At 57.2% G+C, this 15,568-nt stretch carries 14 protein-coding genes; all 14 read right to left on the bottom strand.

Annotated elements, in window-relative coordinates; translation table 11 throughout:
- Positions 1-3: 3 nt before the first annotated feature.
- The 14 genes from FEV16_RS16850 to FEV16_RS07150 all read right to left on the bottom strand — a co-directional run bounded on the left by FEV16_RS16850 (position 4) and on the right by FEV16_RS07150 (position 15,561).
- A complete protein-coding gene (locus FEV16_RS16850) occupies positions 4-1,242 on the bottom strand; it encodes an ABC transporter ATP-binding protein (RefSeq protein WP_171015156.1) in 1,239 nt (412 codons plus the stop codon).
- A 16-nt stretch (positions 1,243-1,258) separates the two neighbouring features.
- The gene (locus tag FEV16_RS07210) at positions 1,259-3,040 is read right to left on the bottom strand and encodes a hypothetical protein (protein WP_138166957.1); all 1,782 of its coding nucleotides are present in this window, start codon (positions 3,038-3,040) and stop codon (positions 1,259-1,261) included.
- Complete coding sequence (locus FEV16_RS07205) at positions 3,001-3,849, bottom strand: AAC(3) family N-acetyltransferase (protein ID WP_138166956.1); 849 nt, start codon at positions 3,847-3,849, stop codon at positions 3,001-3,003. Before FEV16_RS07205 ends, FEV16_RS07210 begins: the two co-directional genes overlap by 40 nt.
- A 1-nt stretch (position 3,850) precedes the next feature.
- Positions 3,851-5,017: a class I SAM-dependent methyltransferase gene (locus tag FEV16_RS07200; RefSeq protein WP_138166955.1), complete on the bottom strand. Its 1,167-nt coding sequence runs from the start codon at positions 5,015-5,017 to the stop codon at positions 3,851-3,853.
- Positions 5,014-5,271 (bottom strand): phosphopantetheine-binding protein, encoded by a 258-nt coding sequence (locus FEV16_RS07195; protein WP_138166954.1) that lies wholly within the window; start codon positions 5,269-5,271, stop codon positions 5,014-5,016. The genes FEV16_RS07200 and FEV16_RS07195 overlap by 4 nt, the downstream gene beginning before the upstream one ends.
- A gap of 14 nt (positions 5,272-5,285) precedes the next feature.
- Positions 5,286-5,954, bottom strand: a complete 669-nt coding sequence (locus tag FEV16_RS07190) for a cyclase family protein (RefSeq protein ID WP_210234867.1) — start codon at positions 5,952-5,954, stop codon at positions 5,286-5,288.
- A 76-nt stretch (positions 5,955-6,030) separates the two neighbouring features.
- Positions 6,031-6,603, bottom strand: a complete 573-nt coding sequence (locus FEV16_RS07185) for a VOC family protein (protein ID WP_138166953.1) — start codon at positions 6,601-6,603, stop codon at positions 6,031-6,033.
- A gap of 218 nt (positions 6,604-6,821) precedes the next feature.
- Positions 6,822-8,066, bottom strand: coding sequence for a methyltransferase domain-containing protein (locus FEV16_RS07180; protein ID WP_138166952.1), 1,245 nt, complete (start codon positions 8,064-8,066; stop codon positions 6,822-6,824).
- Positions 8,063-9,625 carry a class I adenylate-forming enzyme family protein gene (locus FEV16_RS07175; protein ID WP_138166951.1) on the bottom strand — a complete coding sequence of 521 codons (1,563 nt, stop codon included), beginning with the start codon at positions 9,623-9,625 and terminating at the stop codon, positions 8,063-8,065. Before FEV16_RS07175 ends, FEV16_RS07180 begins: the two co-directional genes overlap by 4 nt.
- Positions 9,622-10,704, bottom strand: coding sequence for a 4-hydroxy-2-oxovalerate aldolase (gene dmpG / locus FEV16_RS07170; protein WP_138166950.1), 1,083 nt, complete (start codon positions 10,702-10,704; stop codon positions 9,622-9,624). Before dmpG ends, FEV16_RS07175 begins: the two co-directional genes overlap by 4 nt.
- On the bottom strand, positions 10,701-12,071 hold the full coding sequence (locus tag FEV16_RS07165; protein WP_210234866.1) for a DUF4910 domain-containing protein: 1,371 nt from the start codon (positions 12,069-12,071) through the stop codon (positions 10,701-10,703). Before FEV16_RS07165 ends, dmpG begins: the two co-directional genes overlap by 4 nt.
- Positions 12,068-13,846, bottom strand: coding sequence for an asparagine synthase-related protein (locus tag FEV16_RS07160; RefSeq protein WP_246657214.1), 1,779 nt, complete (start codon positions 13,844-13,846; stop codon positions 12,068-12,070). The genes FEV16_RS07165 and FEV16_RS07160 overlap by 4 nt, the downstream gene beginning before the upstream one ends.
- A 79-nt stretch (positions 13,847-13,925) precedes the next feature.
- Positions 13,926-14,639 carry a class I SAM-dependent methyltransferase gene (locus FEV16_RS07155; protein ID WP_246657213.1) on the bottom strand — a complete coding sequence of 238 codons (714 nt, stop codon included), beginning with the start codon at positions 14,637-14,639 and terminating at the stop codon, positions 13,926-13,928.
- A 4-nt stretch (positions 14,640-14,643) separates the two neighbouring features.
- Positions 14,644-15,561 (bottom strand): class I SAM-dependent methyltransferase, encoded by a 918-nt coding sequence (locus tag FEV16_RS07150; RefSeq protein WP_171015155.1) that lies wholly within the window; start codon positions 15,559-15,561, stop codon positions 14,644-14,646.
- Positions 15,562-15,568 lie beyond the last annotated feature (7 nt).

The raw sequence follows: 15,568 nt of genomic DNA, 5'->3' as shown, positions 1-15,568 counted from the left end.
CCCTCACGCCTTGGCAAGAGATCGCAGATTTCTTGTTTCTGTATGGTGAACATTGTAGTCGATCGAAACCAATCCATTGCGGCGAAAAAGGTCGTCTTCCAATGACTCGATAACGAGATGCGGTAGGTTCACGTTCGCATCAAGAATATCTTCGAAGACGGCGAAACCGTTGCTGCCCAATCCAAGCGTTAGCGCGAATTCCCCTGGCCGAAACGGCAATTTCGGAATTTCGATCCTGATGTGCCCCGAGGCGCCTGGCATCGACGGCTCGCTGCGGACAGTTTCTCTGAGGCTGGTCACGACATCCCCGTTTCCGGCCACAGAAAACGAGACCACCAGATCGAGAGATTCGATCGGTTCGACCACTTCATAGGAAATATTGAGTTCGAGGGCGTCATCGGTATTGAACGACCAATTCCGACGTTCAGCCTGCCCCGGACTCGAAACCGATAAGGCGGTGATCCGTGCATGCCCTCGCGTGCGATTCAAGCGGTTGTTGAGCGAGCGCTCTCGGACATCGAACGACGTTTGCTGTCGATCGGCATAATTTGCAAGCACCTCACTGATTGGTCCGTCGGCGACCAATGATCCCTGATGCAGCAGCAGCGCGCGGGAACATAAGCTACGGATGGCCTGCATGTTATGGCTAACGAAAATAATGGTACGCCCATCCTGATTGATGCTGCTGTCCATCTTCGCGAGACATTTCTTTTGAAATCCGACGTCCCCAACGGCGAGAACCTCATCGACGATCAGGATATCGGGATCTAGGTGGGCCGCGACCGCGAAAGCGAGCCGGACATACATTCCGGAAGAATAGCGTTTGACCGGCGTATCGATGAACCTCTCGACGCCGGCGAAGTCCACGATTTCGTCGAAGCGTCGGTCGATTTCGCACTTCCGCATGCCGAGAATCGTGCCGCTCAAATAGACGTTTTCACGTCCGGTCAGTTCAGGGTGGAAGCCGGTACCGACCTCGAGGATCGTCCCCATCCTGCCGCGTATGCGAGCGCGGCCTTGCGTCGGGGCGGTGACCCGCGACAGAATTTTAAGCAGCGTGCTTTTACCGGCGCCATTGGAGCCGATGACGCCGACGGCTTCGTGCTCACGAATCTCAAACGAGACATCGCGAAGCGCCCAGAACTTCTCGCTCGTTTGCCTGAAAAAGCTCAACACACTGCCGCCTTCGCCAAGATCATATTGCTTGGAGATCGATCGAACTTCGATTGCGGACGAAGACATCTGGTAACCTGGCACTCTATGAACGACAGATTGCGGAATTCAGCTTCGTCGGCGAGTTGCCGCGGCGCTTCTCGACAAATTCGGAAATCCTTCGAAGCTGCCGTCTGAGCGCTTCCGTTTCCGTTCGAAGATCAGGGCCAGTCGGTGCGGCGTCTGCGTCGTAGAATGCCGACAAGTTTTGATCGAGCAGCGTAAAAATCCTGTACGCGTCACAGAGCCGCCTCGGGCGCAAAAAACGCAACCCGAGTTCTTCCCTGCTCAATGAAGTCGCTGCAAGCGCAAGCCGCCTGGATGCACGCCGCGCCAGGCGACCCAGCCGGCTTTGCCTAGTCGGCGTGCTAGCGCCATTTGTCACGTCGATTCGGGTGCGCGCCATCATCAGCACGGCCCACCGAAAATACGCCCTGGATCGTTCGAGCGACCAACCTGCCCCGATTGCCTGATCGACAAACTCCGCATATTCCTCACGACTGTTGGCGTCGTAGGTCAACTGCCGCGGAAACAGCAGCGCATCTCCCGCATAAGTCACGACCGGCACGCCCAGCATTCCGGCGTCCATCCCAGCGGACGACCATGCGATCAGCGCGGCATCGACCTCCATCAGGAGATCGTATAGCGCAATACCGTCCGAAGGCAGATTGATCGATACATTTGCGGGCTTTTCCTCAAACGCGGATTCCAGCAAATAGGAATGCTCGGATCGATTGCCGACTCCGTTGACGGCAAACTCGCGCGGATGAGCCCGGACCACGATGTGCATATCCGGCCGCGCGCGGGCGAATTCAAAAAGCCACCTCACCCATTCGACCTGGGATGAAAACACGTCGTTATGTGTCGTCCATCCGAACCCTGCCAATTCAGCGGCCAGAAGCTCATCATAGCTACTCAACAGCGCCGCAACAATTTTTTTCCCGGGAGGGCACCCCAGCTTCTGCATGACGGCAATTGTTCCCCGATGCATCGCGTTTGAATACCCGAAGCCGCCGCCACCCATGAGGGCCAGCAGATGGTCCGCGACGCTGGCGACGTCCCGTTCGGCGCAGGCAATGCCTTCGAAGCGCGGCCAGTCCTCCAGCATTTTGCGAAAGAGAATTTCGGGATCAGATCTCGCCGCGATCAGGTGCGTATCGAGTTCGGCAACGTTGAAGCTCGCGTTCAGGAACCAAACTGGGACGTTGCCCTCTTCAAAAACGCGCTGAAAGGCGCGATTGTAGGCGTATGCGGTGTGGTAGCTGACCCCGATATCGGGCTTAAGCTCATTCAGCATGGCCTTGCTCGCCCGGACCGAAATCAGGGTGTTCCGGAAATTGGAGCGATAAAAGCCTTGGGCTTCAGGCGATAGATCTTTCGATATTGATTTTGTCTGAATCATCGTTTCGTAAAGTGCGAGCCGGCCGACCGTGAGGCCATGTTCGACATAATCATAGAGGTCGTCGATCGATGCCTCTCGGCTCAGCCGATCCGCGACATCGATATCCTCGGGCCGCAGAAACGATCGTAGCGTGCGGCCGGCAAAGCCGACCCGGGAGCGCACCATCTCCGATTGCCGCACGCACGTATTGCAGACTGCCTGCTTGGCGCTGGGGTCAGACGTAAACCGAATTCCTGACGACGCCATCGACATGCAAAAAGACGAATACTCGCGGTCGCAGTAAACATAGATGATCTCATCCCCACGCTGCTGCAATGCCTCGAGAAACTGAGCTTGCGGCAACGTCCAGCGCCAGACCGCGTCATTCGGAGAGAAACAGACGACTCTCAAGTCAGAGGTCCATTCGCGGATCGCGCCGCCCACCATTGCGGCTCATCCTTGAAGATCACCTCGGCCGCAGCAGGAGGACCCTTTGCGGTCAGCCACGGATTGGTCCGCAGTTCGTTCAGGCCGAATTCGAAATATTTCCCGGCATCGATGGCCATGATCTCGCCACGGCCGACCGGCGTTATTCTTACCAATCCCGTGTCGCGTGCGCGGCGCTCCAGAGGCAATCCGTTCGGCTGGCAGTTATCGACAATCGGAGCAGCGAAGTAAGACCAGGTTTCTCGCGACTCCCTTCCGTTTTCGCGAACGATTCCGGTGAAGGACTTGGGGAAGCGAAATGGCACGCCGGCGACTTCCTCGATATGATGTCGAAACGTTGCCCAATAGAGGCTAATGCCGAGCGTGCAGATGTGCGCATTGACCTCGCGCAACCGTTGAAAGGTGCTTCCCTCGCCATAGCACGACCGCGAAATGTTCCGCAGCACTGCGGCCGCTCGTGGCCCGATGGCCGCCGATGACATCATCGGGTCGCGCGATCGCACGACACCCTGCCGGCTGCGGAACACTTCAGGAAACTGCCCGATCGACGATGGCGTTGTTTCGACTTCGAACACCGTCCCGCGCCCGATCGAATAGGTGTAGGTGGGCACGACGAGAGTCCCTTGAGGACCCAACACCTCCAAAAAAGAATCGATCATGAAATTTGAAAGCGCCGGATAGTTCGGTTCAACGCCGAAGGGCATCCCGAGGCGCCCGAGGCTTACCTGCAGAGACACAGTATCGCCCGGGCGAATTCCCACGCCTTCGATCGCTCGCAATAGATCGTCCCGCGTGTAATGATGATTCATGTCAGGAGCTAAATGGTCTGAATTCGATCAGGTGCCACAGCGGAAACTCGCTGGCGAAGTGATAGCCTCGGGGATCGATCTTCTCAAAATAGTCCCCCGGCACGATCTCCCGCATGTCAGTTACGGCGAATCCCGTCCGAGTCACCTGCTGAATCAGCCACGACAGCGGCGGCACGATTCCGAACGACTTGTTAAGATATTCAGTGACGACAACGAACGGCCGGTCGACCGCGCCCAGCCACGGCATCAGGTAGAAAACGCCATGCGGTTCCATGCTGACGAACAAACCGCCGGGCTTTAAAATACGCCTGATGTCTTTCAGCAAGGTATGAATATCCGCGTTCTGGCCCGGATAGAACGGCACGAAATAGAACAACAAAGCGTCGCTCATGAAGATCATATCCGCAGACGAGGCCGGTATTTTGTCGAGAGCTCCTACTTCGCCGATTTTCATGTTCTCAAAGCGCGTGCCCGGGACCGCATTCGCCCTCGCGACGTTGAGATATTCCTCGCTGGGATCAATACCGAGGACATTCGCTCCCCGACGGGCCATCATGTTTGAATAGACGCCGGTTCCACAGCCGAGATCGACGACCGTCATCCCCTCACTGATCCGCGTTTCGGTATAGGCTTCGAGAAACTTGCTTTGGATAGCCCCATATAATGTATCTGGCCGGACCGACAGCTGATCTTCCGTAAACTTCTGCCGCATCCACCAGTCGGTCGGATCTTTCCGTCTTGCCAGCGCCATATGCTGGCCGTGCTGCTGATGGAAGTTGCCGAAATGCTCGCGATCGAGCAGATTCCGTTTCGGCTTGAACCGCTTGCGATAAGCCGTTTCGTCATCAACAAGGATGCAATGCGTTTTCAGTTCCGCGATCAATTCCGCTCGGGTCAGGCACAACTCCTCCCACTCGTCGACATTTCGGCGAAAACGGCTTGGATCAGCGAGTAACCCCGCTTCATTCGAAAAATATTCGATGCGCCAGCAATGAAACGGCCCTTCGCCTCCGGCCTCCGGGTCGTTCGCAATCCTGCCCAAAAGCTCGAAAACCTCACTGCTCAGCCCCACAGATGTTCGCGCAAACACATTCATCGCAACCCAGCGATCCGCACAACTCTCCGTCGACTCCGACAGGAAGATCACGTCTTTCGGAACGATCGTCATGCTGCGGAAGAAGCCGCGAGGCGATCAAGGATACCGATCAGTCCCCCGACCGTCTGAAACTCGTACGACTGCATGTCTTCTGCAGTAAACGTGATACCCAATGCGCTCTCGAAATCGGAAATCATTGTGACAATTCCGAACGAGTCGATCAGGCCGGCGTCCAGATAATACACATCAAGCCCGTCCTGGCCTTCAGGTAGCGAGGAAGCGGCATTCCGTGCGAAGAACTCGCGCACAAGCTGTTCGTGCTTCATTGTTGCGTTCAACCTTATTGATTGTCTACGATCCCGACGCAGCGTACCGGCGCCCCATCGGCCTCGCGGATCTTGAGAGGCAGTGCGATCAGTTCGAATTCGTTCGAACCGAGTTCGCGAAGGTTCGTCATGTATTCCAGTTTTATAATGCCGGCCGCCAGCAGGATCTTGTGGACTGGCGAATCTCGCTCCGCGCCACGCCCGTTCTTGGGGCTGTCAGCCTGGGGCGTGTCCATTCCTAATAGCTTCACGCCATGATCGACGATCCAACGGGCCGCTGCGTCTGAGATATAGGGTTGTTCGGAATAGAATTTCAGGCTGCCCCAATGATCAGACCAGTCGAAACGCATAATCAAGCGCTCGATGCGCCGGCTTCCCAGCTGCTTTTCAAAATCGGAAACCTCGATCTCCTGCAGAGGTTTTGCGAATGTAAAATCGACAACCGTGGCCGGCCCGACGAACGGTTCGAGCGGCAGCTGATCGATCGTCGCACCGCCGGGTATGAAATGACGCGGCGCATCGACATGGGTGCCCGTGTGGGTTCCCATCACTATCTTGCGGGATTCGCGGCCCTCAATACCATGGCGGCCGAGCTGCGTAATCCCGAACGGAGGCGACCACTGGACCGGATAAGTCGCCATGCCATCGTGCAGGAGGTAGGATAAATCGACAATTCGTTTCACATCAGCATCCCCATTTAAAGTTGTCTTCAACCACGTTTGAAGCTCGAGAGGATTCGAACTTTCGGCTGTGGCTTCCTTAACGGCCGACCTGAAGCAGCTCGACGAAGGCGCCGTCCATATCGGCGAGGATCGCGACCTTCATATTCCGGCCGTTGATCGTTATGGCGAAAATATCGGTGAGAAGCCTTGCCCCGCCGCCAATCACGCGCGGGACATCGTCGGCGATATTCGAAGACAGGAGCGAAAGACAAGCCATGCCCTTGGCGTCGAGCACCGATCGCGCTTTGGGCGGTGGCGAGGCGACCAGAACGAGCTCAAGGCGCCAAGCCGCTACCGGCGAAACAAACCGAAGCTCCGCCATTGCGCTGGTTTCGCTGACCAAGCCGAAGCCAAGCACGTCACACCACAGGCGCCGCGAGCATTTGAGATCGCTGACCGGCAGGACTACCTGCCGCAGTCCGGCATTTGTCCGTGCGCCCCTAACAAAGAATGCCGGAGCGCTCAAATCCCCGATGGTGCCCGTGGCCCACGCTGAAACCGCGTCGGACGGCATGCCGGACAGCGACGCGCTGAAATCGATATTGTCCACACGCCGGGGCACCCCCGCGGTTTCGAATACGCCGACGTAGCGCCCGAAACCATCGGGCATTTGATTCCGATAAGATACCAGCTCAATCGGAAAACCGCCGTCGGCGCGCAACAGCCCGATCCCATGGACCTCGCAATGGGCTGCCAGAATCGACTGTTTCGAAGGGTTGTTGATTACGTTGCGATCAATGAACTCGGGACGATAGCCATAGTCCTCCAGGCTCGTAGCCGCAGCATCCAAATTGTCACAGCCAAGCGTGATGTGACTTGCCCCCAAGATCATGCGCGGGTCTCACCAAGCCCGTCTCGCAAGCTCGGACGATCAACAAAGCCCCTCGATCCGTCGCTTGAGGGATCAACGACATGCACCGCCCCTTTATCAAACGTCTTCCCCAGCGAGCCTTCGATTTGCCGCAGAATATCAGCTGCGTGGAAGTTGGTAAAAATGAAGATAGCCTTCGCGCATCTGATTTGGTCGGCAGCCGCGTCCGGCGTGAACACCATCAGCGGGCTGAACACGCTCGCCTTCTCCGGATTGGAATCGACAATGGTCGCGTTATCGAGGCAGGAACATCTGCCCAGAAACCTAGCCATCAAATCGTTCGCGGCCCAAAGGACGACGCTTGATCCCCGATCCTGGTACGTTTGGAATGTCTTGTATGAGTGGTCCATTTCCGCCTCGGACCGCTCGAGATTTCTGACACCGCCCAGAAACAATTCGCGATTCCTTCGATATTGACCCGTAGCTTGTGACACACGCGCATCATGAGGGACCGATTTTCTGAAGGCCGCGGCAAATCCGAAGGAACGGCTGCAGTATTCTGCGCTGACCGAAATCTCCACGAAGCCCACCTGTTCAGCAAGTTCACGCAAAGCTTCCCGGGAAAAATGATTCGTATGCTCATAGAGCTGAAGGGCCGAAGGATCCTGCGGATACATCAAAATATCCGGGACCTCGCATATCATCATGCCTCCATCCCGCAGCATCCTTGCGCATTCCTTCAGGAACTTCATGACCTGAGGGATGTGCTCCAGAACAAAGTAGTGAGCCACGACATCGGCGCCTGCATCTGGTATCGTCGCCAACGACCGATGATCGGAACTCACGCTGTCGTTGATCTCAACGGTCGTCACCTTGCCGTAGATCTCCTTCAAGCGCCGGTGAAACTCTGTCGGCCGGTTTGCGCCCACTTCGATAAATAAATCGCCCCTGGGAACCACGTTGTCGAGAAACGCCAACCGCTTTGCGACGTCATAGTCGGGCGCGGCGCCGGCGAATGCGCTGAACGACCCTGCATAATAATCGGCGAGGTCCGCTTCATCGAACACTGGAGACACGAATACAAAACCGCAATTCCTGCAGATCACGTTATTGACGTCGAATCTGTATTGACCCAATCGCGTTCGCGCCGTGAAGGACTGACGCCAGAGTTGTTCCAGGTCGTTACCGTGGCAGCTTTCGCAATTGCGCACCCGGAGGCCAATGGCGCGATTGGGCAGAGATTTTCCCGCTTCCGACGTCACGCAGGCATCCTTTCAACAATCATTTCCCGAACTCTATTTTTCTGGATTTTTCCAAGATTCGTGACCGGGAAGGCATCGAGCGCGATGAATAGGTCGGGCAGCGCAGATTTTCCCAACGCCAACAGACAATGCTCGCGCAGACCCGCCTGGATATCCTCAATGTGGCTTCCAGCTGCCGGAATGACCACCGCGACGATCTGTTCGCCGTAGAATTCGTGGGGAACACCGACAACCGCGACATCATCAATCGCCGGATGTTGCAGAAGCACCTCCTCGATCTGCCTCGGGCTGATATTGAAGCCACCACGTATAATCAAATCCTTCACCCGCCCCGTCACGAACAGATAGCCATCGGTATCGACATGGCCGACATCGCCAGTGTCGAACCATTGGTCTGAGGGCGAGATTGGGAAGCCCGTCTCAAAATCGATATAGCCGACCGTGGCGTAGGGCGTATTGACGAAGATCGCCCCATCCGTTCCGGCGGCCAGCAGCTGTCCCTCATCGCCACGAATCTCGATCCGGACTTCGGGCAACTTCGTTCCAACGGAAAACATTTTCGATCCGGCCGGTCCGTCATTGGCTGTGATCAAGAGGAGCTCGGACAGGCCGTAGCTTTCTACAACATTTACCCCGTACTTTTCCTCGAATTCCTGCTGGATTTTGCGAGCGAGCGGAGCTGTCGCACTGAAGATTCGCATACGCCGGGTTTGACAGATGTCGACTCCGACACGCCCACGATCAACCCGCGTCAACGTCGCAAGCATTGTCGGCGACATCCAAATGGTGTCTCCGCCATGCGCCGCAACCGGATCCCAGAATCGAAGCGCGCTTTGGGGCCCAAACTGCGGGGCAAGGATGATCGACGCTTCCGCCGTGAACGCACCAAGCAGCGTATTCAGAAAACCGGCCATATAGGGCATCGGCATGACGTGCACGAATCTGTTGTCTCGGCCGAGGCCGAACGCCCGATTGAACGAGGAAGCATTGTCCAGAAGTCCTCCGGCCCGGTGCGCCACGCCCTTGGGTAGGCTCGTGGTGCCCGATGTAAAGTGGATCGAAAGCAGCCTGTCGTTGTCGATCTCCGCCAGTCTTCCATCGACGTCGGTGTCGGCGGCCGCGCTCAACACCAGATCGGCGCGAGGGTCACCTTTCGAAATCGTCAGCACAGGCGGCCCGTCGGATCCTTCCTGTTCACGAGACGGCAGGAGATCCCCGACATCCTTCATGCCGAAGCCGGTGACAATCGCGGACAAGCGCGACCGACCCAGTACAAACGCGCGATCCTTCAAAGACAAGGCGTTGTTGACGGGAACAGCGGTAAAGCCGCCCAGGAGACACGCAAAGTAGAAGGTGGCGAACAAAGAACCATTCGGAAGATGGATTCCAATTCGGTCCCCGGCACGCAACCGCCGGCTCTCGAGCTGCTGCGCGAGCGCAGCGGCGTTGCGGGCGAGTTCCCCGTACGACGTCTGCCCCCCATCGATCGCGTCGATAAAAAACGTACGCTCGGCGTTTTCGCCAAAGATACGCGTGAACCGCTTGGACCAGTTCGTCATGAGGCTGATCTTGGCGGATCAGGGTTCTGTTCGGCACCGTAATACCGATCAAGGTGAAAGCGAGCCGAGAACGTATCGTCCGGCTCGGCACTCAAGGTTCGGGCCAACTCCTCGACCAGCGCGCGAGGCGCATTCACCCGGTCGCGCTCACACAATGCGATGATCAGCTTGCGAGGATCGACGCCGAACTTGCTGGAGTACTCCCTGATGACACCCATATAGCTGGAATGAAATTGTGCGTAGCCCGACACGATATCGAGCGAATTCAGTCCATCATATCGGATCAAAGGCTTGATGTATTTTTCGCCAATATCCATTACCCGGAGCGGATCGAAGCCCATCGGAACGCCGGATCGCTCCATTACGGCAATAAACTGTTCGGTGGGCGTATTGCCTGCACTGCGACCCATTCCTTGAAGGGACGTATCGACGATCGCTGCCCCAAGTTCCGCTGCGCGCACAGCGTTGGCGACCCCCAGTCCTAAGTTATCATGCCCATGGAACCCGATCGAGACATCACAAACATCCTGAACCGCGTGAAAATATGATTCCATATCTCGAGTCAGCATTCCGCCAGCGGAATCGACGATATAGACCGCATCGGCACCGTATTGTTGGGAAAGCTGCGCGTTACGCGCAAACTCCTTCGGCGCTGCCACGTACGATTTCATGTAGTTGGCGCAGACGAACATGCCGTGCTTCTTCGCACGCTCAATAAAAGGCTGGGAGTCGGGAACGTCCGCAACGTTAGTGCCGACACGCAGAAACTTCATTCCATAGTCGGCGGCCATATCTATGTCTTCGAGCGTCGAGATCCCAGGGATACTGAACATTCCCCACATGGCGCGCTTCACGGCCTCTGCAGCTGCGGCCATATACGACTCATCCGTCTCCGCGGCCCGTCCGTAATTGCGTTCGGACGCCCCAAGGCCAACGCCATGCCCAATTTCGATCAGCTCGAAGCCCGCCGCTTCGAGTTGTGCGGCGATGACGGCCGTATCGCGTGCGGTAAACTGGAAGTTTATCACGTAACTCCCGTCGCGGAGTGTCGTGTCGAGAAGACGAAGACGCTCTTTCATTCCTTCACGCATTCGACGAGGCTTTCTCGATTTAGCGCTTGTAGGAGCGGGATCGCTCGTCGAAACGAGACCCGGGCGATATCGCAAAGGCCGATCAAGTCTCGATCACCGTCAGCGTATGCCAGCAGATTCAAGATCGGCACGACGTCATCGGAAATCTCTTTGCGTTGCAGGTCAGGATACAAATTTCGAATTCCGAGTCGCGGCTCACACAGGATTGTGTTGCGGTAGCGAAAGTTATGCTCGAGAAGCGTCAAGGCCTGACGATAGATCTCGTACGCACCGCCGAGCCCCTTCGCCGAGATCAGCGATAAATCATCGAGCGACGTGTGATATTCCGGATAGGTCCCGTACTTTGAACGCATTATCGAGGCGATGGGCAAATCGACGCCGGGCGCGCAATATTGCCGTTCGTCGCTACCCCGATCCAAAAAACTATATTCCAGGTATCCTGGTTGCGATCCGCCCATCACGTGGCGGGCCGCGCGATCAGCCAATGTGTTCCCAAAGCGCGATGGCAGGAAAGAATAGACCCTATCGTCGCCGACGCACGTTACCACGTAGCCGGCGCGGGTATTCTCCTTCATCACGTCGATGTTTCTGGACAGATAAGCGATCGCTCCTAGCGTCTCGGGCACCCACACGAAGCGATATGTGTACCGCCGTTCCGGCAGCGACGACAGCCAGCGCGCAAGCGCCGCCAATACGACTGGTCCTGACACCTCATTGTTCGCCATCGATGGATGGCAAACATATGTCGACAAAAGAATCTCGTCGGGACTCTGTCCCTTCAGGACAAAGTCACCATAGGTCAGCGCCCCCTCTTTCAGAGATGAATCAATCACAGCGCGGTATGAACCGGGCCTCAGGCCTTGCCGGATATGGTGAGGAAGACAGAAACCCCATCTGGGTGTGTAGTAGGACGTGACATAGGGAATGGCGTCAGGTTGATCTTCGGACGAATAAAGGTGTTGCTGCAATTCATCCAGGGTCAGCACTTGATCGGTCGGAAGCGAATAGCCTACCACATGGAGATTGCTGTTCTTGAAATCGACGATCTTGTCACCGTCGGGACCGATAATATAGGCGTCCCGGATGTTCCATTCCTGGGGAATTTCCCAGTCGAAACAGCGCGTGCCGGTCGGCACCTCGTGCGAGACAATTCCGGGAACGATACCCTGCAGATACTTGAGGGTGCTTCTTACGCCATCACCAGTAAGGCTGCGGCAGACCGGAAAGAGATCGGAAGCCCATTGATACATCTCCTCGTGCGTGGCGGCATCGAGTTCCGGCAAACCCAGCTTCGGGAAAGTCAGGTTACCACCCGTGGGTCCCGATTTGAGCGGAGCGTTCACGCCGGCATTCATGCGGCAACCAACTCCGGTACGCGGTCCACCACTTCCTGGAACCACAGCTCGACATTAAGGAGCTGCCACAGGAACATCATGTGATTATCCTGAGCTACACTGTCGCTGACGATCGACCGATGCTCCTCAATCAGACGAATGACCTCCGCCGCATCATAGATCCCCCGCTCCCGAAAGACCCGAGAGTGTACCAGGTCGAGAAGCTGTTCCACCGCCGGTCCATTGAACCAAATGTGCGCAGGCGCATTCCAGCCGGTCTTCTTGATACGGGTCCGCGTCTCCTCGGGCAAAATCCCCTTCATTGCCTCACGCAACAGCCGCTTGGTCACGCCGTCGCGAATTTTCATCGCTCCCGGTACGCGGAACATGAACTCCACCAGCCTGTAGTCGAAGAACGGATCGGCATGACCGAGCCCGGCGGCTTCGCAGTTACGGTCCTCGGCACGGAGGCAGCATGGCGCCGTTTCGCGAAAGATATCCTGATAGGTCCGGTTCTTCAGCCAGCTCGAAAACGGATGATCAAGAATGGGTTGGAAGTTCCGCAAATCGTGATAGGCCGTTTTTACGGCCGGATAGTAACGGCTCAGACGCTCGCGATCGACCAGAACCTCCCCCGCCGCATCCCCGGCGAGCCGTCCCAAATGCGCCATCGCCGCATCGCGATGCTTCCGATAGATCGGATGATCATGGTGCTTCGCCCAGGTTGCGATTTCATGCTCGAAATCAGCGTGAAGCCCGCGGTGTCTCAGATCTGCAAAATTGAAGACGAAGTATTCGTACTCGCCGGCATTCAGCTCGTCGCCACCGAGGCCGCCGAAGACAACATCGTAGCCCTGCTCCGCGATTGATTTCGTCAACAGAAAATGCGACAGCCAGGTTGCCGTAGCGACCGGTTCGTCATGGGCGCGCACCATTTGGCGCACGACGTCGAACAGATCGAACCCATCGATCGGTATCGGTTGCCATCGCCGAACCTTCTCGGCCACGAAACCACGGATGTCGTCGCTCTCGTCATATGTCTTGTCCGCGTAAACCGATGAAACGGCTTCCTGACGTTCCCCCGTCAGTTGAACGGCACATGCCAGCACCGACGAGCTGTCCATGCCCCCTGAGAGCGTAAAGACAGGTTTGCGTGCAGCTTTCAGTCGGCTTGCGACTGCATCGAACAGAAGTTCACGACACCGTTCCGCCAACACGGCTTCGTTCTCGGTCCACTCCGGCTGTTCCCCAAGAGACCAGTAGCTGCGGACCAGAAGCATCTGTCCCTTCAGCTGCAGGTAGGAGGCGGCCGGCAGCTGCCTGATATCCGCAAAAGGCGTTTCATCCGGAGCGTTGTCGATATATCGATAGTGACTCCCGGCGAACACGGCGACATAGCGTCGATTGACATGCCGCGATACACCCGGAAGCGAGCGAAGCGCCTGAGGCTGGGATGCAAACGCGAATGCGTCGGCCTGCGCATGGTAATAGAGCGGCCTCACGCCAATCCGGTCACGGCCCAGCCAGAGCGTGTCGGTCTGCTCGTCGAACAAGGCCACTGCGAAATCGCCATTGATGCCCCTCAAGGCATCAGCGAATCCGACCTGTTGATACGTTGCAATTAGCTGGTGGGCCGGACCGTATCCGGCACCGGCCGCGAGTTCGGAGGCGTTGTAAAAGACGCCATCGACGACCGCGACACACCCGCTGTCCTGCGCTATCGCGGGCACCCCGGCGCCGGCAACCGCAAAGGACCCCTGCGAGAAGCTGCACGAATTGGCATTGCCGGTCGCCATCAGCCGCGCCATTCCAGCGGCGAACAACTCAGACTGGGGGTTCGAGTGTCCACAGAGAAACCCAGCAATTCTTGACATGTCAGTTCGTCATCCGGTCGGCCGCCACGCGATCCGCCACCAAAAATGTCCAATAGTGCGGATAGCCGATCACAAGTTCCGGCTGGCCGCCGCTTCGTCGATCCACGACGATCTCGGGCTTGAAACCATATGACGCGACGAACTGCGTGACGTCGCTGATGTCATAGTGGTTGACGTGAACCTTGAGATCGATCCCGGGATCCAGAAAATCATCCCGCACATAGTGATATTCCGCACCCTGCTTGAGTGATTCGCGCAGGATGACACTCTTTCGCGCAATCTTGAGGAAGCGCTCGAGCGGCCGATGATAGTTATCGAGATTGGTGAGAACGTTAAGGCAGACCACGTGGTCGACCTCGCCGCTCAGATCTTCGATCCGCGCTTCGATTAGCCGGTCCGCCGGCAAGCCGAAGCCCGGCAGGATATCGCGGCCGATATCGATCAGCGCACCACAGACATCAATCCCCCAATATTCGGCGGGCAAGTTCCGTGCGGCGAGCGAATGATAGAAATAGCCGCTGCCACAACCGACATCGAGAACGCTGTCGCCAGCACCGATCCGACGCGAAAGCATCTCGGCCGCCTGGGCATGCGCCGTCATCTCCTCGACTTCGCGTCGGCATCTGCGCGTGTAGAGCTCACGCACAATTGCGCTGTGCCCCCAAATCGAGAAACGGTCCCATCCGTCCTGCGAAACAGTCGTGACCGAAGTCACCGGATCAGGCTCGCTGCGCGACGACGAAGAACGCCGAGGCCATGAACAGGCCCCGCCAGTCCTTCGGATTGGCTTCCATCTGCAGGCTGATTTCCCGGAAAAGCCGCGGCGCATGTCCGCTCACCACCGGTGGAAGACAGTGGAAATGGTAATAATAGAGCTGCACGTTCGTAAAGCCGGTGGCCAGAAACTTCTGTTGCAGCAGAAGCGGGTTGTGGGTCCGCGACAGAACCTCGTCGTAGCCGGGCTCGTCGTCCTTCCCCTGCCTGATCGGTGGAACGTCCGTCCGGAACATGCGTTCCACCTGCGCCAGCGCAGCGTTCATGCCATCCCCCTCGTCGCCAGCCTGCCTACGAAGTTCGTCGACCGGGAGAAGCTGTTTGAGAAAAAACTCATGCGAATAGCGGTTGAGCGTAAACATCGAAAACAGCTCGTTGCGCGCCTCAACGATAGCATGGCCGCCGGGTTGCAGGGCATCACGGATATTTGCGATGATATCCGTCTCGGTCGTTTCAGCGATATGCGGCATCACGCCACTGCAAAGAACGCAGTCGTAGTCTGCATTGCCGGTCGGGGCGACGAAGTCGGCACGAACCGCTACACTGCCTTCCCAGACATGGTCCGCCGGCACGCCCTGTTCAGCAAGAACGCGGCGCGCTTCCACGACCATTTCCGGCGTGAGATCGAAACCATAAATATCCCGGCCTGGCGCGACTAGGTGCCGAAGCATCGAAGCAGGACCGCATCCGGCATCCAGAAGGCGCTTGACGTCGCGTTCGGCGACAAGTCGACTGACGAGGTCGAGATGAACGGGAGGATACGGCGCATCAGCACCATAGTAGTCCGCGTAGTACGAGGTTCCCCAGGTCGAATAGCAGTGCTTGATACTGCGTTCGACTGAATCTCTGTCGGCGGCACTCATGGAATTA

Origin of the sequence: Methylocystis sp. B8 (assembly GCF_005771425.1) — a bacterium.
Classification (GTDB): Bacteria; Pseudomonadota; Alphaproteobacteria; order Rhizobiales; family Beijerinckiaceae; genus Methylocystis.
Note: the sequence above shows the minus strand (reverse complement) of the source record. Positions and strands in the feature narration are given on the sequence as shown.